General features: G+C 58.7%; 20 protein-coding genes. 11 read left to right on the forward strand and 9 right to left on the reverse strand.

Annotated features, from left to right (window positions below; translation table 11 throughout):
* Positions 1 to 20: 20 nt before the first annotated feature.
* On the reverse strand, positions 21 to 728 hold the full coding sequence (locus MUU53_RS06180; protein WP_247260116.1) for a glycerophosphodiester phosphodiesterase: 708 nt from the start codon (positions 726 to 728) through the stop codon (positions 21 to 23).
* Between the two features lie 95 nt (positions 729 to 823).
* Here MUU53_RS06180 and MUU53_RS06185 point away from each other — a divergent pair, with 95 nt between their 5' ends.
* The 3 genes from MUU53_RS06185 to arsB are packed head-to-tail and all read left to right on the forward strand — an operon-like array spanning position 824 to position 2,763.
* On the forward strand, positions 824 to 1,183 hold the full coding sequence (locus MUU53_RS06185; RefSeq protein ID WP_247260117.1) for an ArsR/SmtB family transcription factor: 360 nt from the start codon (positions 824 to 826) through the stop codon (positions 1,181 to 1,183).
* Between the two features lie 12 nt (positions 1,184 to 1,195).
* The gene (locus MUU53_RS06190; RefSeq protein ID WP_247260118.1) at positions 1,196 to 1,720 is read left to right on the forward strand and encodes an arsenate reductase ArsC; all 525 of its coding nucleotides are present in this window, start codon (positions 1,196 to 1,198) and stop codon (positions 1,718 to 1,720) included.
* 5 nt (positions 1,721 to 1,725) lie between these two features.
* The gene (arsB, locus tag MUU53_RS06195; RefSeq protein ID WP_247260119.1) at positions 1,726 to 2,763 is read left to right on the forward strand and encodes an ACR3 family arsenite efflux transporter; all 1,038 of its coding nucleotides are present in this window, start codon (positions 1,726 to 1,728) and stop codon (positions 2,761 to 2,763) included.
* Between the two features lie 48 nt (positions 2,764 to 2,811).
* Here arsB and MUU53_RS06200 read toward each other — a convergent pair whose 3' ends face one another.
* Both MUU53_RS06200 and MUU53_RS06205 read right to left on the reverse strand, forming a co-directional pair.
* Positions 2,812 to 3,330, reverse strand: coding sequence for a DUF4142 domain-containing protein (locus MUU53_RS06200; protein WP_247260120.1), 519 nt, complete (start codon positions 3,328 to 3,330; stop codon positions 2,812 to 2,814).
* Between the two features lie 84 nt (positions 3,331 to 3,414).
* Positions 3,415 to 3,744 carry a hypothetical protein gene (locus MUU53_RS06205; protein WP_247260121.1) on the reverse strand — a complete coding sequence of 110 codons (330 nt, stop codon included), beginning with the start codon at positions 3,742 to 3,744 and terminating at the stop codon, positions 3,415 to 3,417.
* A gap of 178 nt (positions 3,745 to 3,922) precedes the next feature.
* Here MUU53_RS06205 and MUU53_RS06210 point away from each other — a divergent pair, with 178 nt between their 5' ends.
* From MUU53_RS06210 to MUU53_RS06220, 3 genes are all read left to right on the forward strand, one after another.
* Positions 3,923 to 4,525, forward strand: coding sequence for a superoxide dismutase (locus MUU53_RS06210; RefSeq protein WP_062552906.1), 603 nt, complete (start codon positions 3,923 to 3,925; stop codon positions 4,523 to 4,525).
* A 239-nt stretch (positions 4,526 to 4,764) separates the two neighbouring features.
* Entirely contained in the window at positions 4,765 to 5,208 is a 444-nt protein-coding gene (locus MUU53_RS06215) for a c-type cytochrome (RefSeq protein WP_247260122.1), read from the forward strand.
* Positions 5,209 to 5,304: 96 nt separating this feature from the next.
* A complete protein-coding gene (locus MUU53_RS06220) occupies positions 5,305 to 6,222 on the forward strand; it encodes a c-type cytochrome (protein WP_247260123.1) in 918 nt (305 codons plus the stop codon).
* 72 nt (positions 6,223 to 6,294) lie between these two features.
* Here MUU53_RS06220 and MUU53_RS06225 read toward each other — a convergent pair whose 3' ends face one another.
* Together MUU53_RS06225 and MUU53_RS06230 are read right to left on the reverse strand one after the other, a co-directional pair.
* Positions 6,295 to 6,783 (reverse strand): GNAT family N-acetyltransferase, encoded by a 489-nt coding sequence (locus tag MUU53_RS06225; protein WP_247260124.1) that lies wholly within the window; start codon positions 6,781 to 6,783, stop codon positions 6,295 to 6,297.
* Between the two features lie 207 nt (positions 6,784 to 6,990).
* Complete coding sequence (locus MUU53_RS06230) at positions 6,991 to 7,407, reverse strand: MerR family transcriptional regulator (RefSeq protein WP_062552901.1); 417 nt, start codon at positions 7,405 to 7,407, stop codon at positions 6,991 to 6,993.
* Between the two features lie 387 nt (positions 7,408 to 7,794).
* Between MUU53_RS06230 and dmeR the strand changes: the two genes are divergently transcribed.
* Together dmeR and dmeF are read left to right on the forward strand one after the other, a co-directional pair.
* A complete protein-coding gene (dmeR, locus tag MUU53_RS06235; protein WP_165136783.1) occupies positions 7,795 to 8,073 on the forward strand; it encodes a Ni(II)/Co(II)-sensing transcriptional repressor DmeR in 279 nt (92 codons plus the stop codon).
* Positions 8,074 to 8,090: 17 nt separating this feature from the next.
* Positions 8,091 to 9,071: a CDF family Co(II)/Ni(II) efflux transporter DmeF gene (dmeF, locus tag MUU53_RS06240; protein WP_247260125.1), complete on the forward strand. Its 981-nt coding sequence runs from the start codon at positions 8,091 to 8,093 to the stop codon at positions 9,069 to 9,071.
* Between the two features lie 63 nt (positions 9,072 to 9,134).
* Here dmeF and MUU53_RS06245 read toward each other — a convergent pair whose 3' ends face one another.
* The gene (locus MUU53_RS06245; protein ID WP_247260126.1) at positions 9,135 to 9,419 is read right to left on the reverse strand and encodes a hypothetical protein; all 285 of its coding nucleotides are present in this window, start codon (positions 9,417 to 9,419) and stop codon (positions 9,135 to 9,137) included.
* Positions 9,420 to 9,560: 141 nt separating this feature from the next.
* A complete protein-coding gene (locus tag MUU53_RS06250) occupies positions 9,561 to 11,174 on the reverse strand; it encodes a diguanylate cyclase (RefSeq protein ID WP_247260127.1) in 1,614 nt (537 codons plus the stop codon).
* Between the two features lie 454 nt (positions 11,175 to 11,628).
* Here MUU53_RS06250 and MUU53_RS06255 point away from each other — a divergent pair, with 454 nt between their 5' ends.
* Positions 11,629 to 12,021, forward strand: a complete 393-nt coding sequence (locus MUU53_RS06255) for a hypothetical protein (RefSeq protein WP_247260128.1) — start codon at positions 11,629 to 11,631, stop codon at positions 12,019 to 12,021.
* A 146-nt stretch (positions 12,022 to 12,167) separates the two neighbouring features.
* Positions 12,168 to 13,616, forward strand: a complete 1,449-nt coding sequence (locus tag MUU53_RS06260) for a PepSY-associated TM helix domain-containing protein (RefSeq protein WP_247260129.1) — start codon at positions 12,168 to 12,170, stop codon at positions 13,614 to 13,616.
* A gap of 464 nt (positions 13,617 to 14,080) precedes the next feature.
* On the opposite strand, the gene MUU53_RS06265 is transcribed toward MUU53_RS06260, so the two are convergent.
* Positions 14,081 to 16,186 (reverse strand): S9 family peptidase, encoded by a 2,106-nt coding sequence (locus MUU53_RS06265; RefSeq protein WP_247260130.1) that lies wholly within the window; start codon positions 16,184 to 16,186, stop codon positions 14,081 to 14,083.
* 203 nt (positions 16,187 to 16,389) lie between these two features.
* Between MUU53_RS06265 and MUU53_RS06270 the strand changes: the two genes are divergently transcribed.
* Positions 16,390 to 16,785 (forward strand): DUF930 domain-containing protein, encoded by a 396-nt coding sequence (locus tag MUU53_RS06270; RefSeq protein ID WP_062552890.1) that lies wholly within the window; start codon positions 16,390 to 16,392, stop codon positions 16,783 to 16,785.
* 45 nt (positions 16,786 to 16,830) lie between these two features.
* Here MUU53_RS06270 and MUU53_RS06275 read toward each other — a convergent pair whose 3' ends face one another.
* Complete coding sequence (locus MUU53_RS06275) at positions 16,831 to 17,997, reverse strand: AI-2E family transporter (RefSeq protein ID WP_247260131.1); 1,167 nt, start codon at positions 17,995 to 17,997, stop codon at positions 16,831 to 16,833.
* Positions 17,998 to 18,272 lie beyond the last annotated feature (275 nt).

Here is an 18,272-nt window from a genome sequence, read left to right on the forward strand (position 1 = left end):
CGCCTCCGATCCCTCTGTGGTCAGTAGTTCAACGCTCTGCGAGCGGCCGGCGGGTCATTGACCAGGAAGCCTGCAATTCCGGCATCCTTCATCTTGCGCAAGTGAGTGGCATCAAAATCGCCAACCTCGCGGTCCGTGCCCCACCCGCCGACTGTCATCCAGAGCGTGCGATGACCGGCCCGCAGCCGTGATATTCGTTCCAGCGAGGTCATGCTCTCCCAAAGACGCAGAATATCGCCACCTTCCTCAAAAAAGGGTATGTCGTCTTTTTCTTCACCGCTCAGAAGGCCAAGAATGGTTCCGGAAAATCTCGTCCGACAGCACCGGATCGCGTTGAGGCTATGGAGTCCGAGCGTTATGTTATCGCGGCTGCCATTCTTTATCTGCACCAGCAGATCATGAAGCGCGTCGGGACGTTCATCCTTGATATCAAGAAGTATTTCCGTCGTCTGCGGTATCATCTTGAATGCAAGATCGAGCTTCGGCGCCGCTGGCTCGCCTGCTGCCTGATACGCTTGGATCTGTTCTGAAGTCATATCGTTTATGAGGCCGGTGTAGCTCGCAAGTCTGAGATCTGGATCATGGGCGCAAACAAAGACGCCATCCCGGCTCCGTCGGACATCGATTTCAATCCCGTCTGCGCCCGCATCGACTGCCGCAATCCATGCCGAAGGGGAGTTCTCTCTGTAGAGAGCCGAATACCCACGATGTGACAGAAGACGGGTCATTCGTATACCTCCCCATGGATAGATGACGCTACCACGAGTCGCCTCCCTCGCTTTCAGCAATTGACACGCCCAAACATATCCATTAATCTGGATATATGGATGAAAAAAACGTAATTGATGCGCTTGGTGCGCTGGCGCAGTCCACGCGGCTGCAAACCTTCCGGCTCCTGGTTTCAAAAGAACCGGAGGGCATGGCGGCGGGTGAAATCGCCAAGGCGCTGGATGTGCCGCAAAACACCATGTCCGCCCATTTGTCCACGCTGTCGCAGGCTGGTCTGGTTCTGGCCGAGCGTCAGGGACGCTCCATCATCTATCGCGCCGATCTCGATGGATTGCGTGCCGTGACGCTGTTTCTGCTGAAGGATTGCTGCGGCGGAAACTCCCAGATCTGTGCTCCCATCATCGCCGAACTCACGCCCTGCTGCGCGCCGGGTGCAAACACCAAGACCTGCTAGGGACCGGATATCATGACCGAAAAAATCTATAGCGTGCTGTTTCTCTGCACGGGCAATTCCGCGCGCTCAATTTTGGGCGAGGCCATTCTCCAGAAAGAAGGGCAGGGGCGCTTCCGTGCCTTCTCAGCGGGCAGCCAGCCCAAGGGCGCGGTGCATCCGCTGGCTCTGAAAACACTTTCGGTGCTGGATTATCCGCATGAAGGGTTTCGCTCGAAAAGCTGGGATGAGTTCGCCGAACAGGGCGCGCCCGAATTCGATTTCATCTTCACTGTCTGTGATAATGCAGCAGGGGAAGCCTGCCCGGTCTGGCTTGGTCATCCGGCAACGGCCCATTGGGGCATCGAGGATCCGGCGGCCGTGGAAGGCACGGAGGCTGAGAAGCTGCAGGCCTTCGCCAAGGCCGCCCGTTTTCTGAAGAAACGCATTGCTGCCTTCATCAATCTGCCTCTGTCCTCTCTGGATAAGCTCGCGCTTCAGGCGAAGCTGAAGGAAATCGGTGCCTTGGAAGGCGCTACCTCCGGTAACGGCAAAGGCTGAGCATCGTGTCGACCTTCGAAAGATATCTCACCCTCTGGGTCGCCCTGTGCATTGTTGTCGGCGTGGCGCTCGGACATGCTTTTCCGGCAGTTTTCCAGTTAATCGGTGCGCTGGAAGTGGCAAAGGTCAATCTGCCGGTTGCGGTTCTCATCTGGCTGATGATCATCCCCATGCTGTTGAAAATCGATTTCGCCGCCTTGAGAGAGGTCGGCCAGCACTGGCGCGGTATCGGCGTTACGCTCTTCATCAACTGGGCGATCAAGCCCTTCTCGATGGCGCTGCTGGGCTGGTTCTTCATCGGCTGGCTGTTTCGGCCTCTGCTTCCGGAAACCCAGATAGACAGCTATATCGCGGGCCTCATCCTGCTGGCGGCGGCTCCCTGCACAGCCATGGTGTTCGTCTGGTCGAACCTCACCAAAGGTGAGCCGCATTTTACGCTGAGCCAGGTAGCGCTGAATGACGCGATCATGATTGTCGCCTTTGCGCCCATCGTCGCCCTGCTGCTGGGGCTTTCGGCCATTACCGTGCCGTGGGATACGCTGGTCCTGTCGGTCGCGCTCTACATCGTCATTCCGGTTGTCGTTGCGCAGGTTATCCGTCGTGCGCTGCTTGCCCGGGGTTCGGCGGATCCGCTGGACAGGCTGCTGGCACGTCTTGGCCCGCTGTCGCTGGTAGCGCTGCTCGCTACACTCATCCTGCTCTTCGGCTTTCAGGGAGAACAGATCATCGCGCAGCCGGGCGTCATCGCGCTGCTTGCCGTGCCGATCCTCATTCAGGTCTATCTGAACTCGGGTCTTGCTTATCTTCTCAACAGATGGTCGGGCGAGAAGCACTGCGTAGCCGGCCCCTCGGCGCTGATCGGGGCATCGAACTTCTTCGAACTGGCGGTCGCCGCCGCCATCAGCCTGTTCGGCTTCCACTCAGGCGCCGCACTTGCAACGGTCGTTGGTGTGCTGATCGAGGTGCCGGTCATGCTGACCATCGTCTGGATCGTCAACCGCTCCAAGGGCTGGTACGAAGCCTCGCCCCGCGTCGCGAGATGAATCTCTTTCCCCGTCTGCCGTCGTGACAGGCGGGGAAACGGTGTTCACTTAGCCGAGCGAGTTCTGGATCGTCTTCAGCATGGCAAGATGCGTTTCGATGGCCGGTACGGCCACCGTCGAAGCACCGCGCGCCATCTCGTCCTTGCCGGAGCGGGCGTAGTCCTTGTGGATCGCCATCAGCTCCTCATGGCCCGTAATCTGGCCTTCGATGTACATCTTGTCGAATTCCGCACCCTTGGCTGCCTGCAGCTTTTGCAGCATGGCCTTGTGCTTGTCGTCGAGGCTGACTGCACCGGGTTTCGAGCCGAACGCTTCGGCGACCGCCGCCTGTTCGCGAATCTCAAGCTGGGCGAAAGTCTTGACTGCCGGGGAAGAGGCGTTCTGAGCCGCCAGCTTGCTGGTTTCAGTGGCGAATTCGCCGCCCATCAGCGCCTTCATCTTGTCCTTGCCCATGGCGCTGCCCTTCGCGCCTGCTGCCTGACCTGCGCCCTGCGCAAGCACATGGGTCGCAAGCGGGAAGGCGCTGGCAACTGCCATTCCGGCCAGAATGTTGCGTCTGTTCATCATGTCTCTCCTGAGTTTTCCCGCTTGCGCAACAGGCAGCAGGCCCCAAGAGTTCCATCGGTTTCTGTACGGTAGCAGACGGTATGCCTACCGCTTCGGCGTAACCTTCATCTGGTCTGCGGAAAGCTCTGAGCCCACTTCTGCCTTCTTCGTCTTCTTGTCGAACACGCAGATGGTGGAAATGGTCTGCTTGGCTCCCTTGGCCTTGCCGCTGACGAGCGCCAGGCCATAGCTCTCGCTGCCATAGGGATCCACCACGCTCACCGGTTTCTCGATGAGCCGCGATGCCGCCTTGCCGCAGGCCGCCTCCACCTCCTTTGCAAAGCCCGCCCAGGCATCATCCGAGGAGGCATGAGCCGCAAGCGTCGACGCGCACAGCAGGAGGCCGGTTGCGAAGACGACGGTTGGTTTTGTCATAAGAATCTCCTGAAAATTTTCCGGCGTGACGAAGCCTGAGGAGGGAGCAAAACTTTGCTTGAGTCAAATGGCGGATGTGCCGAATTTTCCCCTCTGGCCGGTTGCCTATGGCCGCGCGGGAACCTATGTTCCCGCTCAACCTGATATCCAAAGGTTCTGCCGAAAAAGGAGTAAGATTATGGCCTTCGAACTTCCTGAACTCCCTTACGACTACGAAGCCCTGCAGCCCTTCATGTCGAAGGAGACGCTGGAATACCACCACGACAAGCACCACAAGGCCTATGTCGACAACGGCAACAAGCTGGCTGCTGAAGCCGGTATGGCAGACCTGTCTGTCGAGGAGGTCGTCAAGAAGTCCTTCGGCACCAATGCCGGTCTCTTCAACAATGCTGCCCAGCATTACAACCACATCCATTTCTGGAAGTGGATGAAGAAGGATGGCGGCGGCAACAAGCTTCCGGGCAAGCTGCAGGCTGCAATCGACAGCGATCTCGGCGGCTACGACAAGTTCAAGGCAGATTTCATCGCTGCCGGCACCACGCAGTTCGGCTCCGGCTGGGCATGGCTGTCGCTGAAGGATGGCAAGCTCGTCATCTCCAAGACACCGAACGGCGAAAACCCGCTGGTGCATGGCGCGTCCCCGATCCTCGGCGTCGACGTCTGGGAACACTCCTACTACATCGACTATCGCAATGCGCGTCCGAAGTATCTGGAAGCCTTCGTCGATAGCCTGATCAATTGGGATTATGTGCTGGAAATGTACGAAGCCGCTTCCAAGTAAGGGCTATCATTGAGAGTTCGAAGCCCGGTGAGAGCCATTGTTCTGCCGGGCTTTTCCATGGCCTGTGCGCGGATTGTCCATGGCGATTATATAAGATTTCGCTACATTTTGGCGCAGCGGTTCACAACTTTGTGTGCGCCGAAAAACGCCTTTCTTTCAACGTTCTGGCGTGTAATCTGCGGCTGTTGTCGAGACGCTTCGGGGATGGCCTGTCGCGTCACAAGCGAGAGGGAAAATTCATGAAGTTCCGCACAGCCATTGCCGCCACCATGGCCATCTGTCTTGGCGCCGCTGCAGCCATTGCAGCCGATGAACCGCAGGCCGTCCGCCAGGCGCAGATGAAGCAGATCGGTGCATCGGTCGGCGCGCTCGGTGCGATTGCCAAGGGTGAAAAGCCTTACGACGCCGAAACGGTGAAGAAGGCACTTTCCACCATTGCCGCTGACGCCAAGGATTTTCCAAACCACTTCCCGGCCGGTTCCGAAACCGGTGGCAACACGGCTGCAGCGCCTGCCATCTGGCAGAACATGGATGACTTCAAGGCGAAGTCTCTGAAGCTTGCCAAGGAAGCTGAAACAATCCTCGCTTCCATGCCGGCTGATCAGGCAGCGGTAGGTGCTGCTCTGAAGACGCTCGGCGGCGAGTGCAGCGCCTGCCACCAGACCTACCGTCTGAAGCGCTGATTGAGTTAATTCGCCATGGCCTGATCGTGATGTTCAGGCCGTGGCAAGCTTGCCTGGCTTTAACCAGGCCAGTTATCGGAAATTGAGAGAGCGTTCATGGCGTCCACCCTGACAAAGATTATTCTCGGCTGTCTGGTCGTGGTGGCAGGCGGCGGTGCCGCGGCCTACGCTCTCACCAAGCCAAAGCCGCATCCGGCCGAATATTGGGCCAATCTCGGCAGCCCGGATGTCGCCAATGGCGAGAAACTGTTCTGGGCAGGCGGCTGTGTCAGCTGTCATGCCGCAACGGGTGCCAAGGGCGAGGATCTCAAGGTCCTGTCCGGCGGTCACGCACTGCCGACGCCGTTTGGCACCTTCAATGTTCCTAATATTTCGCCGGACCCCAAGGCGGGCATCGGCAACTGGACGCTGGCACAGTTCGGCAACGCCATGACGCGCGGTGTCGGTCCGGAAGGTGAACATCTTTATCCGTCATTCCCCTACAGTTCCTATGCGCGCATGACGCGACAAGATATCAACGACCTCTTCGGCTATATCAAGACGCTGCCCGCCAGCGCCAATGTCGCGCCCGCGCATGATCTCGGCTTCCCCTTCAATATCCGCCTTTCGCTCGGCGGCTGGAAACTGCTGTTCCTCGATGACAGCCCACGCGTTCAGATCGCCAATGCCAGCGATCAGGTCAAGCGCGGGCAATATCTCGTGGAAGGCCCGGGCCATTGCGGCGAATGCCACACCCCGCGCAATGCGCTAGGTGGTCTGGAAACCGGCAAATGGCTGGCCGGTGGCCCGAACCCGGAAGGGCAGGGCAAGATCCCCAACATCACGCCCGGCTCCACCACCATGGGCAAATGGAGCGAGGATGAGATTGTCAGCTATCTGGAAACCGGCTTCACGCCGGAATTCGACAGCGTCGGCGGCTCCATGGCAGAAGTGCAGCAGAACATCGCGCATCTGCCCAAGCAGGATATTCAGGCCATCGCCGCCTATCTGAAGGCCGTGCCGAAGCAGCAATAGCCCTTCCGCCCGGTCTTCGGATAATCCGATGCAGACAAAGCCTGTTGTCGGAAGAATACGGTGCGACGAAAATCACGCCAAGGCCTGCATATAGCGCATGCCGGTCACCGGGCGCGGCACGAAGTCCATCTGCTCGTAGAAGCGATGGGCGGCGAAATTGCCGGTCGCCGCCGAAACGGAAAGATAATCGCAGCCCTGCGCAATGGCGCAATCGCGCGCGCGGCTCACAAGGTGCTGGCCGATGCCGTGGCCGCGATGCCCATCCCGCACGAAGAGGTGGTGCAGGTCCATGCCGCGTTTGCCTTCCTGTGCCCGGTAGAGCGGCACAAGAATGGCGTAGCCGATCAGTTCTTCGCCCGTATCAGCCACCAGCGCCTGGATCCAGGGCATGGGGCCGAAGAGATCGCGCCGCAGCTTGTCGGGCGTCATGGCCGCCGCATCGCCGTGATGGGCTGCGAGAAGCGCAATCATCTGATTGAGTTCGGGCAGATCACGCGGTTTGGCAACGCGGATGTTGACGACGGCGGGGCGGACGAGGGAAATTTCAGTATCTTCGGTCATTGCGGCATCCTCTTCTAGGGTGTGGTGCCGTCAGGTGCCGTTATCTTACAACAAAGCCGCCTGACGGCGGCTTGTTGACATTGTGATCTGTCGAGCCGCCCGTTACCGGTAGGCCCAAAAATAAATGGCAGCGATTTGTGCGTGTACGATCATCATGCCAGGATCAGTGCGATACAATCGGTTCAAAGTCAAGCGGCTTTCAGTCTTTCAATGCTCGTGATCGCAAAGACCGTGATCCGACAGAGAGCGAATGACATAGCATTCCTCCACCGTATGGCCGCCGCTGCAATGCGAGACGATGCGCTCCAGCTCGCTCTCCAGCTTTTTCAGCCGGGCAATCTTGTCACGCACATCGTCAAGATGTGCCGCGGCAATCCGGTCTGCCCCTTCGCACGGCGCCTTGGGATGCTCGCTGAGCGCAATCAACTCACGGATCATGGCAATCTCGAAGCCGAGATCGCGCGCATGGCGAATGAAGGCAAGCCGCTCCAGTTCGTCGCGCCTGTAGCGGCGCTGGTTGCCCTGTGTGCGTTCTCCTTCCGGCATCAGCCCCATCTGCTCATAGTAGCGGATGGTCGGAACCTTGACGCCCGTGCGTCTGGACAATTCGCCGATGGAATACATGAGCGCTCAAAACCTCTAGGGTGAAGACCCCATCATCTTGTTGAAATGGTGTGAGGCGATCCGGATGAGATACGAGGCGAAAAACGCAGGCGATACTGAAGTATCGGCGAGGCTTTTCACCGATGTAGATCGCCGGATCGACCACATTCGAAGAACGCGTGAACGGCTTCGATCTGCTGTGTCGAAGCCCTTGAATGGGTCTTGAACCCATCCATGCGTGCTTCTCCTTGCATATCTTTGCCGCTCATCGCGCCATTTCAAAAATATGATGAGGTCCTCACCCTGGTCTCTAGAGGATGCATAAATGCTTTCTCACGAAATGCAAGATCGCCCTCGCAAAGTGCATCATGACCTGATAGGGTACCCCCCTATCTTATGGGATCCATCATGTCGCATACCCATCGCAGCAAGGACAAACTGGTTGCCCGCATTCGTCGGCTGAAAGGTCAGATGGAGGCGGTGGAGCGGGCGTTGGAGAGCGAACAGCCCTGTGGGGATGTGTTGCAACTTCTCGCCTCCATTCGTGGCGCTTTATCCGGCCTGACGGTGGAACTGATGCAGGAGCATCTGAGCGAGCACGTGGTGCAGGCTGAAACGGATGCGGAGCGCCGTCAGGCGGCCAGCGAACTGGCGGAGGCACTGCGCACCTATATGCGCGGCGAATAGGAAACGAGAGGCGGACAATGGCTGTTCACTTTGAAGATGCGAAGCACGACCACGTGTTTCTGGGTCAGAACCATGCGCGCAACGAACGCAAGGTCTGGTGGGTCATTGCGCTCACCGCCAGCATGATGGTGGTCGAAATCGTGGCGGGCAGCTGGTACGGGTCGATGGCGCTGCTGGCCGATGGCTGGCACATGTCCACCCATGCCGGCGCCATGCTGATTGCGGCACTTGCCTATTGGTATGCGCGGCGCGAGGCGCGCAACAGCCGCTACACGTTCGGCACCGGCAAGCTGGGAGATCTCGCCGCCTTTGCAAGCGCCATTGTTCTGGCGCTGATTGCGCTGCTGATCGCTGCGGAGAGCCTCGTTCGACTTGCCAATCCGGTGGAAATCGAATTCACGCAGGCCATCCTGGTTGCTATCGTCGGCCTTGCCGTCAATCTGGCAAGCGCATGGCTGCTGCGCGACGAGCCGCACCACCATGGTCACAGCCATCATCACGATCACCACGATCACCATGGCGATCACGCCCATGATGGTAACTCGCATCACGGCCATGCGCATCACGGCCATGCGGAAGATCATAATCTGCGTGCCGCCTATCTGCATGTTCTGGCCGACGCCCTGACATCCGTCCTTGCCATCGGCGCACTTCTCTTCGGTCGTGCCTATGGCTGGATCTGGCTCGATCCGCTGATGGGAATTGTCGGCGGTCTGGTCATTGCCCGCTGGTCCTACGGGTTGATCCGCGATACCTCGCGTGTGCTGCTCGATGCCGTTCCGGAAAAGACCGAGCTTGCCGAGGAAATTCGCGAGCGGCTGGAAACGGACGGAAACCGCATTGCCGATCTGCATTTGTGGCAGGTGGGGCCGGGTCATCACGCGGCAATCCTTTCGATCGTCGCGCGGGAGCCGGAAGAGCCGATGACCTACAAGGAGCGCCTGCGCGATCTCACGACGCTCTCGCACGTCACGGTGGAAGTGGCGCGTGCCGCATGAACGCAAAATACCCGAACCACGCCGCCACGGTTCGGGTATTGAATATCTCCGATTCCGATAGGATCAGAATTCGGAATAGATGTCTTCGATCTGCGAAACCGTATGCGTGCCCGTCTGGACCAGTGGCGCCGCCGGTGCCTTTGGCGGCTCGTCGCCTGTCTTTGCACCCTCAACTGCCCAGAGTGCATTAGCAAGCGAAGATGAAAGCAGCGTGCTGCTGCCGGTGATGCCGCTCAGGGAAATCCGGCTCGTTTCCGTAGTTTGGGGGAGGGCTTCCTCGGCCTTCCGCTCTGCCTTGTAGGGGCGAGCTGAATAACCGTAGCCATTCATTCCGCTGTCGATCTGCATCGCGTTGACCTGAAATATGGTTAGCTAAGTTAACCACTTCTTAATACGCGAAGCTTGCGCGAGGCTTGCGTGGTGCGCGCGGAGCAGGTTTGGGCAGTTGACTTCACGCCAAGCTTGCCGGTTGGTGCTTCGGGTTTAGCGTCAACCCGCCAGACTTTTCCTGTCTGCATGACCCAGACCGGCATAGTCACCGAAGGTTACCATTCGGTTTCGACCGGCAGCCTTTGCCGCATAAAGTGCCATATCGGCAGCCTTCACGGCCTCCTCCATAGTCACTTCGTTCTTGAGCGCCATAAACAGGCCGCCGGAGAATGTCAGGGCCAGATCCGTCACGCCAGGAATCTCGGTCGCAGACAAGCGTTGTTGCCAGCGGGCGGCATGAGCCAGTGTCTCTCTTCGCGTACAATCCGGCAGAATGACCAGAAACTCCTCGCCACCCCAGCGGAATGCCTGACCTTGGGCGCCTAGATCTTCCGTCAGCATGGCGGCAAACAGCTTCAGCACGGTATCGCCGGTTTGATGACCATAACGGTCGTTGAACAGCTTGAAATGGTCGATATCGACTACGGCAACGGCCACACGCTCCCTGGCCAGATCACCCTGGAAGAGGGCCGGGAGAATGTCCTGCGCATGGCGGCGATTGTACAGCCCGGTCAGGTGGTCGCGAGATGCTTCTTCCTTCAGCAGGGTCTGCAACAGGACATTTTCGTGCAAGCGCGCTTCGAGATCGCGGGAGAGGGCGGCCATACGCTCTTCCGCCGCCTTGCGCATTGAAATGTTCCGCATCGCGATCATACGCCCGCCGCGGCGGCCCCACGGTGTCAGGGAGTGCGCTGAGATCTCAAAAATGCCGTAGCCGCCGAGTGTCAATTCACTGCGCTCGCCCTCGCCCTCGCTGGAAGCCAGTGCTTCAAGAATAGGCTGAAATTCCGGCTGTATGGACAGCGAGCTGCCAATCGCCTGGCGTGGCATGCCGGGCAGGGCGGAAGCGGCAGGGTTGAGTTCGAGAATACGATTTTCGGCATCGAGCACGATCACCGGATCGGGCAAGACCTCGAAAATCGCATCGCGGCCGATGGGCGGTAGCACGAACAACTGTCCGAACAGTTGCGCACCTAGCATGAAGGCACCGGTTGCCGCAAAGATGAAGGGCGTCGGATCATCGTTGAAGATGGTAAAGCCGTAAGCGGTATGCGAGACATTGCCGACGAGCGGAAAGAAGGCCGAGGTCAGAAGCGCCCACAATTGCCAGCGATGAATGCCGCGCGCGCGGATCGTCAGCGTCAGGCCCAGCACGAAGGCAATGGCCATGGCCGAATAGGCAAAGATCATGGCGGCCGGATAAAGCCAACCATGCTCGAACAGCATCGTCGTCTCGTCGATCAACCGGATGTACATCCAGTTGTGCCAGTCGTTGGTAAGCGCCAGGATGCCGAAGGCGGTACTGATCAGGCCGATGGCCAAAAGCTGCCATGCCTTTTCCACGCCGCGTCCGCGCGCATAGGTCAGGAAGCTGAGCGACCAGTAGAGCGGCGTGCCGATGATGCCGAACCAGGCAAACTTGCAGGCCCAGATCTTGAAGTCGAGATCGCTGGAAGAGTGCCGCGCAAGAACCGCCGCCGTCCAGGACAGTGCGAAGAGAATGGAGAGGGTAAACGCCTTGCGTCCCGGCGCATCCGGCGCACGGATGGCACCGAGAATAATGAGAACGGCCAGCACCATCACAGAGATGAGTAGCCAGATTGACGTCTCCAAGTGTCCACCTCATGTCGACCGGAGCCTCGGCTCCTGCCGAGGCTCATGATATCGGAACCAAAATATAACGTGTTTGCTTAACGACTCGTTGTTGATCGACCAGAATCGGAGCGTCGCATTACCAATCGAGGCCACATTTATTTACGTGCTGATAGGCTAACCAAAACCGATAGACACGAAAAATGTCAAAAATTGCTATTTATATTTGTTGGAAAATTAAATTAAATTTTACTTAATAATTAATATCTGGATATATTAGAATAATTTAATTAATACAGCGAGGCCCAACTGGGTTAGATCAGGTCCGATAACAACGAGACACCGCTCACCGGAAGCCAGGATGCCTGAGAACAAAGGTTATTCTCAGGCCGCCCAATGCCCTGCCAAAATGTCGCGGGGGAAACGTCTGAGCATTGGATGACAGCACGCAGAGCCTGTGGCAAAGCTGCACGCCATGAGGATTGAAGATAAAGCACCGGCGGGTCTGCTGGGCAGAAGCCTGACTGCGCTTCTGCTCGCCTATGCGCTCGTCCTGCAACTCTTCATCGGGGCCTATTTCCAGCAGAGCATGGTGGTACAGGCGCTGAACGGCGACTTTACCATCTGTTCCACCCATATCGGCTCCGCTGCCGGAGAAGATCCGGCAGGGTCCGAGGGGAAAGCGCAATGTCTGTCGCTCTGTCAGCTGGCCTGCGGCATCGCGCCCGGTCTGGCCAGCTTCCTGCGCATTCTTCCGCCGCATGAACCCACGGCTCAGGCCATCGTCTGGCAGACTCAGGCAGAAACACCGCTCTCTGCCAAGCCCTTCCATGCGCCGCATGCCAGAGGGCCACCGCAGCTTTCGTGATGCCTTGAACGCGGGGTTTTCCCGTCTCTTTTCAAGCTCATGGAGCAAATCATGTCATCTTTTCCGTCAGGCGGATGTGCCAGTCCGCGCGCGCAGTTCTGCGCCAGTCTCGTTGAAACCATCTTCCTTTCTGCTGGAGGTCAGCCATGACCGCAGCACAGTCAAGAAAGATTGCGCAGAAGCCCGTGGCATCTGCCACAGGAGGCGAGCTTCGCGCCTTCCTCACACGCCTGCATTTCTACATCGGGCTCTTCGTCGGGCCGTTCATTCTGGTCGCGGCCTTGTCGGGCACGGCCTATGTGCTGACGCCGCAGCTTGAGAACTACGTCTACAGAAACTACCTCAACGGCGTCTCCTCCGGCCAGCCGCAGAGCCTTGAGGCGCAAGTGAACGCGGCGCGTGCCTATCATGGCGCGGACAAATCCCTGTTCGCTGTTCGCCCTGCAACCGAAATGGGCAAAACGACCCGTGTGATGTTTGCTGATCCGACGCTCGGCGAATCCGAAACGCGCGCAGTCTTCGTCGATCCGGTCACGCTGGATGTGAAGGGCGATCTCGTCGTCTACGGTACCAGCGGCGTGCTACCCATTCGCTGGATCATTGATGTCTTCCATCGCAACATGCTGCTGGGGGATTTCGGTCGCAACTACAGCGAACTGGCGGCCTCCTGGCTCTGGATTGCGACCCTCGGCGGGTTCCTGCTCTGGTTCTGGCGCCGCAAGTCAGACACCGCGAAAACGCGGGCGAAGGAAGGCGCAACCGCCAGCCTCCGTCGGGTTCACTCCACTATCGGGATCTGGATCGGAATTGGTCTTCTGTTCATCTCCGCAACGGGTCTGACCTGGTCGAAATATGCGGGTGATAACATCGATGCGCTTCGCCAGTCGCTGAACTGGGTCACGCCATCGGTGTCGCTGAAGCTGGAAGCCGCTGCGGCGCCCGCCGCAACCCACGCAGATCATTCCGCCCATGCCGATCATGGCAAGGCAAGCACTGCGCCAGTAGGCGCGGGGCTGCCCGATCCTGCTACGCAGATCGATCAGGTTCTGGCAGTGGCAAGATCCTCCGGCATCATCGACAGTCCGCTGGTGGAAATACGGCCGTCCAAGTCCGCCGACAAGGCCTGGATGGTGCGCGAATATGATCGCTCCACGCCCACGCAGGTGGATACGGTTGCCGTGGATCCACGTTCGATGACAGTAACCAGCCGCGCCGACTTCGCCAGCTTCACCATCGTGCCGAAGCTCATCCGCTGGGGCATCGATCTGCACATGGGCATCAAGTTCGGACTGGTGAACCAGATCGCGATGGTGCTGATTGGCGCGGCCCTCTCGGTCTCCATCGTCTATGGTTACATCATGTGGTGGAAACGCCGTCCCGCCGCCGGTGCGCCAGCCCGCACGCTCGCGCAATCCTGGCTCTATCTCGGCTGGCCTGCAAAGCTCGGCGTGCTGGTCGTGGCTGTCGCGCTTGGCTTTGCCTTGCCGCTGATGGGGCTCAGCCTGCTCGCCTTCGTGGTGATCGATCTTCTGCGCTGGAAGCTTGATAAATCCCGCCGCGCGGGCCGCCGCCTGCAAGCTGCTCCTGCCGAGTAGGTTGAGGGAAGGGGCTTCATTGGACGGCTGAGGCCCTGAGACCCCCCTCTGGTCTGCCGACCATCTCCCCCTCAAGGGGGGGAGATTAGCAAGAGGAGCCCGCTCGACCTATCGCACCTTATACTTTCTCCACAATCGGCAGCTTCGCCAGATGCTGAAGGAGAGCCACGAGTCGATCTCCCCCCTTGAGGGGGAGATGTCCGGCAGGACAGAGGGGGGTGAAGCTCCTCGCTCCAAGTAAAAAAAGCGGCGGTACTCAAAGCTGAAAATAAAGAAAACCCGCACGGGCTGGATGGCTATCGTGCGGGTCACATTCTTTAACTAAGCGAAACTCTCCCGGCAGTTAGCGCTGTCGGGAGAACTCCTGAAGACTGGCGCGGAACGAGTAATTCCGCAAGATACTAGAGAATTCCCAGGAAAAGTGAATTTGCGGTTTTCCGTCCGGGAATTCGTAGAGAAAAGCCTCACATCTTGCCCGCAACCTTGATGGCGAAGGCATATTCGAAGGCGATTTCTTCCAGCCGCTGGAAACGGCCGGATTTGCCGCCATGGCCTGCCGCCATATTGGTTTTCAACAAATATGGCCCAGCCTCCGGAGCTGTCGCCCGCAGCCGCGCAACCCACTTCGTCGGTTCCCAGTAGGTCACGCGCGGATCGGTCAGGCCCGAGATTGCGAGGATTGGCGGGTAGGGCTTGTTCGCCACATTGTCGTAAGGGGAATAGGCGGCAATCCAGTTGTATTCCTCTTCCGATTCGATCGGGTTTCCCCATTCCGGCCATTCCGGCGGTGTCAGCGGCAGCGTGTCGTCCAGCATGGTGTTCAGCACATCCACGAAGGGAACGGCGGCAATGATGCCGGCGAACTTTTCCGGCGCCATATTGGCAATCGCCCCCATCAGCATGCCGCCAGCCGAACCACCTTCGGCGATGATGTTGTCGAAGCTGGTGAAACCCTCCTTCACCAGATGATCGGCAGCCGCAATGAAGTCCTTGAAGGTGTTCTGCTTCTTCTCCATCTTGCCGTCTTCGTACCAGGCAAAACCCTTGTCCTTGCCGCCACGAATATGCGCAATGGCATAGACGAAGCCGCGATCGGCAAGCGACAGCGCATTGGTGGAGAAGGAGGCGGGGATCGTCACGCCATAGGCGCCATAGCCGTAGAGAAGGCAGGGTGCGGAGCCATCCAGAACCGTATCCTTCCGGTAGAGAAGCGAAACCGGCACCAGTTCCCCATCATGGGCAGGCGCCATGACGCGGCGCGTCACATAATCATCCGGGTTGTGGCCGGAGGGAACCTCCTGCGTCTTCAGCAGCACCCGTTCACGCGTTGCCATGTTGTAGTCGAATAACTGGCTCGGCGTCGTCATGGAGGAATAGGAGAAGCGGATGACGTCGGTATCATATTCCGCCGCACCGTGCAGGCCCAGCGAATAGGCCTCTTCGTCGAAGGCAATGGCATGCTCTGCACCCGTTGCCCGCTCGCGCACCACGATGCGCGGCAGCCCGTCACGCCGTTCCAGCCAGATCAGATGACGCGCATAGGCGGCGTGGGAAAGGATGAGGCGACCCGGCTCATGCGGCACAACCTCGGTCCAGTTTTCCTTGCCCGGTGCCGTCACCGGCGCTTCCACGATCTTGAAATCCTTGGCATCGCCGTCATTGGTCAGGATGTAGAACACATCGCCGCCCTCGGTCATCGAATATTCTACGCCTTCCTCGCGCTCGGCCACCAGCATGGGTTCCGCGGTCAAATCCTTGGTGGAAAGCAGCCGGTATTCGGATGTCTCGTGGTCGTGAATGTCGATGAAAATGAAATCGTCGAGCAGCGAGCCGCCGACGCCCATGAAGAAGCCGGGATCTTTCTCTTCGTAAACGAGGCGATCTGCCGATTGTGGCTGGCCGATCATATGGTGGAACACCTTGGAGGGGCGGTGGTTTTCGTCCTGCAGCGTGTAGAAGAAGCTCTTGCCATCGGGCGCCCAGACCCCGCCGCCAGAGGTGTTTTCCACCACATCGGCAAGATCTTCCCCGGTTTCGAGATTGCGCACCCGCAGCGTGAAGTATTCGGAGCCCTTGTCGTCATAGCCCCAGATGCCGTGGCTGTGGTCGCGGTTTTGCCCAAGGCCGCCGAGCCGGAAGTAATCCTTGCCGGCTGCTTCCTTGTCGCCATCCAGCATCACATGGCGTTCGCCGCCATCGCGCGGGGTCCGGAAGTAATGCGGCTGCTCGCCGCCGGTGACGAACAGCGTACCATAGGCGTATGGCCCGTCCTTCACCGGAACTGAGCTATCGTCTTCCTTGATACGGCCCTTCATTTCGGCGAACAGCTGCTTCTGAAGCTCTGCGGTATCGCCCAGCGCCGCTTCCATATAGGCGTTCTCGGCCTCCAGATGCGAACGAATCTGCGGGTCGAGAATGGATGTATCCTTGAACATCGCCTGCCAGTTGTCGGCGCGAAACCAGGCATAATCATCCGTACGGGTCAGGCCGTGGCGCGTGTCGGTCTGCGGCTTCTTGGCGGCAACGGGGGCTTGCGGAAGGTTGGAAAAGGCTTTGCGGTTATAGGCCAAGGATCATCTCCGGCATCAATGTGAATGTGCCCCAGAGATAGGCGGAACATCGCGTCATAACAAGCGGGCATCCCGCGTGCTTTCAGCTGACGCCCGCGCCAAAACCTGATCACAATTTACATTTTTTCAGTCTGATGGGTAGCCAAGCGGGGGGCGCCTGCCTAGTTTCCGGCCCGTCCGAGTCATATTGGATGGAAACCGACATGATAAAAACCATGACTGCCGCGGCACTGGTTCTGACCGGTGCGGCGGTCCTGCCTGCCTATGCCCTGGATGACAGCATCATCCGCCAACTGGACCGCCTGACCCCGGAAGAGCGGCGGGAACAGCGCTGCGATATCGAAGCCATGAGCCGGATTGCGAAGCAAGGCGAGGGCTACAAGCCCGACAAGGTGATTGCCTATACCTTTGCCGATACCGAAGAAACCGAAGGCCTGCTGAGAGCCCCCGGTGCCGTGTTCCGCAGCGCAGGCGATTGGTATCGTCTGAAATACAAGTGTAAGACAGCGGAGGATGGTCTGACCATCCAGTCCTTCGATTACAAGGTCGGCTCCAAGGTCCCGCGCGAAGAATGGGGCGAGTATTATCTGTATAATTAGGAAAAGCCGGGGTTTGTGTGCCCCGGCATTCTCCCATTTACAAATTCATCCCGGCAGCTGCGGCACCGTTTTGCGTTCGGGGAAGAGTTCCTGCGCAATCGTCATCACGATCAGCGAAAGCGGCAGGGCCAGCATGGCGCCGATCGCGCCCCACATCCAGGTCCAGAACAGGATGGCGATGAAGACGAGGAAGGGGTTGATCTCCCATTGCCGACCCATGACGGCCGGAAACAGCAGGTTTTCCATGATCAGGTGAATGGTGAAGAAGGCAAAGGCCGGAAGAAGCCCGATCAGCAGTGTATCATGCGAAAGGACGCCCGCCACCGCAACGGAAAGCGTCATCAGCGTAATGCCGAGATAGGGCACGAAGCTGGAGAGGAAGGCGAAGATTCCCCACAGGATGGGCATGGATAGCCCGCCAAAATAGGCAATCAGCGTCATCACCACGCCGAGGCCGAGATAGATCAGGCTGGCTGTCGCGAAGTAATAGCCAAGCACTTCCTCCACCGCGTTGAGAATGCGGATCGTCAGCAAACGCTGGCGGCGCGAGGGAAAAGCCATGATGATGGCCCGGCGCAGTTTAAGTCGACCGTACAGAAACAGAAGAAGACCGGCGAAGAAGATGAGCGCCTGAATAATGGCCGGTGTGACGCTGGAAGACAGGACCCCTAATATATTGGTGCTGTTTTCCATCAGCTTTTCCATCGACATAGGACCGGTCTCGAAGGTCGCTGGTGTAATGTTCAGCCAGTGATGCTGCTCGAGAAAGGGCGTGATACGCGCCAGCGCCTGTTCCACGATCGTTGGGCCTGACTGGACGAAGGTGGCGACGGGTTCAGCCAGCGCATTGGCGATCAGGAAGATCGACACCATCACGAGGCTGGACAGAATGAGGGCGATGCCGAAGCGGGGAATGCCATATTGGCCCATGCGCTCGGCCACCATGCCGAGAATCATGCCGACCACGATGGCGAGCGTCACCGGCTTCAGAATGAGCGAGAGGTGCTGCACAACAGCAAAGCCGATGATCAGGAAAATGCCGATCACCGCCCAGGCCTTGGCCACTTCCAGCGCTTCGCGACCTAGCGGGGAAAACTCGGTCGTGTCATTGTTGTAGACCGCAAGCTCGTCCTGGCGCGCAGCCTCGTGTTCCAACACCTGACGCTTGTGCCTGGCATTCTGCCGGTTTTGACCGGCGATCGTCGTACCCATGGAAGACCCCCTGAATGATGGCCGACAACGCGCGAACAGGAGACAGGTTCCAACTTGTGGGTGAGGGAGGATTAGGGTGCGGTTTACCTCAATAATCCGCCGAATAACCCCCCTCTGCCCTGCCGGGCATCTCCCCCTTGAAGCGGGGGAGATTGGCAAGACGCACTCTCTCTTCCCCTCTCACAACCTCAAAGACTGCGCTTTTCTAATTCGTCGAGAAGGGCAGGTCGGTAACCGCGATTCGATCTCCCCCCTTGAGGGGGAGATGTCCGGCA

Origin of the sequence: Affinirhizobium lemnae (assembly GCF_022968395.1) — a bacterium.
Lineage (GTDB): Bacteria > Pseudomonadota > Alphaproteobacteria > Rhizobiales > Rhizobiaceae > Neorhizobium > Neorhizobium lemnae.

Excerpts from the sequence above, each read along its gene's own strand:
- MUU53_RS06180 (WP_247260116.1), bottom strand. The coding sequence starts at position 728 with ATGACCCGTCTTCTGTCACATCGTGGGTATTCGGCTCTCTACAGAGAG.
- MUU53_RS06185 (WP_247260117.1), top strand. The coding sequence starts at position 824 with ATGGATGAAAAAAACGTAATTGATGCGCTTGGTGCGCTGGCGCAGTCC.
- MUU53_RS06190 (WP_247260118.1), top strand. The coding sequence starts at position 1,196 with ATGACCGAAAAAATCTATAGCGTGCTGTTTCTCTGCACGGGCAATTCC.
- MUU53_RS06200 (WP_247260120.1), bottom strand. The coding sequence starts at position 3,330 with ATGATGAACAGACGCAACATTCTGGCCGGAATGGCAGTTGCCAGCGCC.
- MUU53_RS06205 (WP_247260121.1), bottom strand. The coding sequence starts at position 3,744 with ATGACAAAACCAACCGTCGTCTTCGCAACCGGCCTCCTGCTGTGCGCG.
- MUU53_RS06210 (WP_062552906.1), top strand. The coding sequence starts at position 3,923 with ATGGCCTTCGAACTTCCTGAACTCCCTTACGACTACGAAGCCCTGCAG.
- MUU53_RS06215 (WP_247260122.1), top strand. The coding sequence starts at position 4,765 with ATGAAGTTCCGCACAGCCATTGCCGCCACCATGGCCATCTGTCTTGGC.
- MUU53_RS06220 (WP_247260123.1), top strand. The coding sequence starts at position 5,305 with ATGGCGTCCACCCTGACAAAGATTATTCTCGGCTGTCTGGTCGTGGTG.
- MUU53_RS06225 (WP_247260124.1), bottom strand. The coding sequence starts at position 6,783 with ATGACCGAAGATACTGAAATTTCCCTCGTCCGCCCCGCCGTCGTCAAC.
- MUU53_RS06230 (WP_062552901.1), bottom strand. The coding sequence starts at position 7,407 with ATGTATTCCATCGGCGAATTGTCCAGACGCACGGGCGTCAAGGTTCCG.
- dmeR (WP_165136783.1), top strand. The coding sequence starts at position 7,795 with ATGTCGCATACCCATCGCAGCAAGGACAAACTGGTTGCCCGCATTCGT.
- dmeF (WP_247260125.1), top strand. The coding sequence starts at position 8,091 with ATGGCTGTTCACTTTGAAGATGCGAAGCACGACCACGTGTTTCTGGGT.
- MUU53_RS06245 (WP_247260126.1), bottom strand. The coding sequence starts at position 9,419 with ATGCAGATCGACAGCGGAATGAATGGCTACGGTTATTCAGCTCGCCCC.
- MUU53_RS06255 (WP_247260128.1), top strand. The coding sequence starts at position 11,629 with ATGAGGATTGAAGATAAAGCACCGGCGGGTCTGCTGGGCAGAAGCCTG.
- MUU53_RS06260 (WP_247260129.1), top strand. The coding sequence starts at position 12,168 with ATGACCGCAGCACAGTCAAGAAAGATTGCGCAGAAGCCCGTGGCATCT.
- MUU53_RS06270 (WP_062552890.1), top strand. The coding sequence starts at position 16,390 with ATGATAAAAACCATGACTGCCGCGGCACTGGTTCTGACCGGTGCGGCG.
- MUU53_RS06275 (WP_247260131.1), bottom strand. The coding sequence starts at position 17,997 with ATGGGTACGACGATCGCCGGTCAAAACCGGCAGAATGCCAGGCACAAG.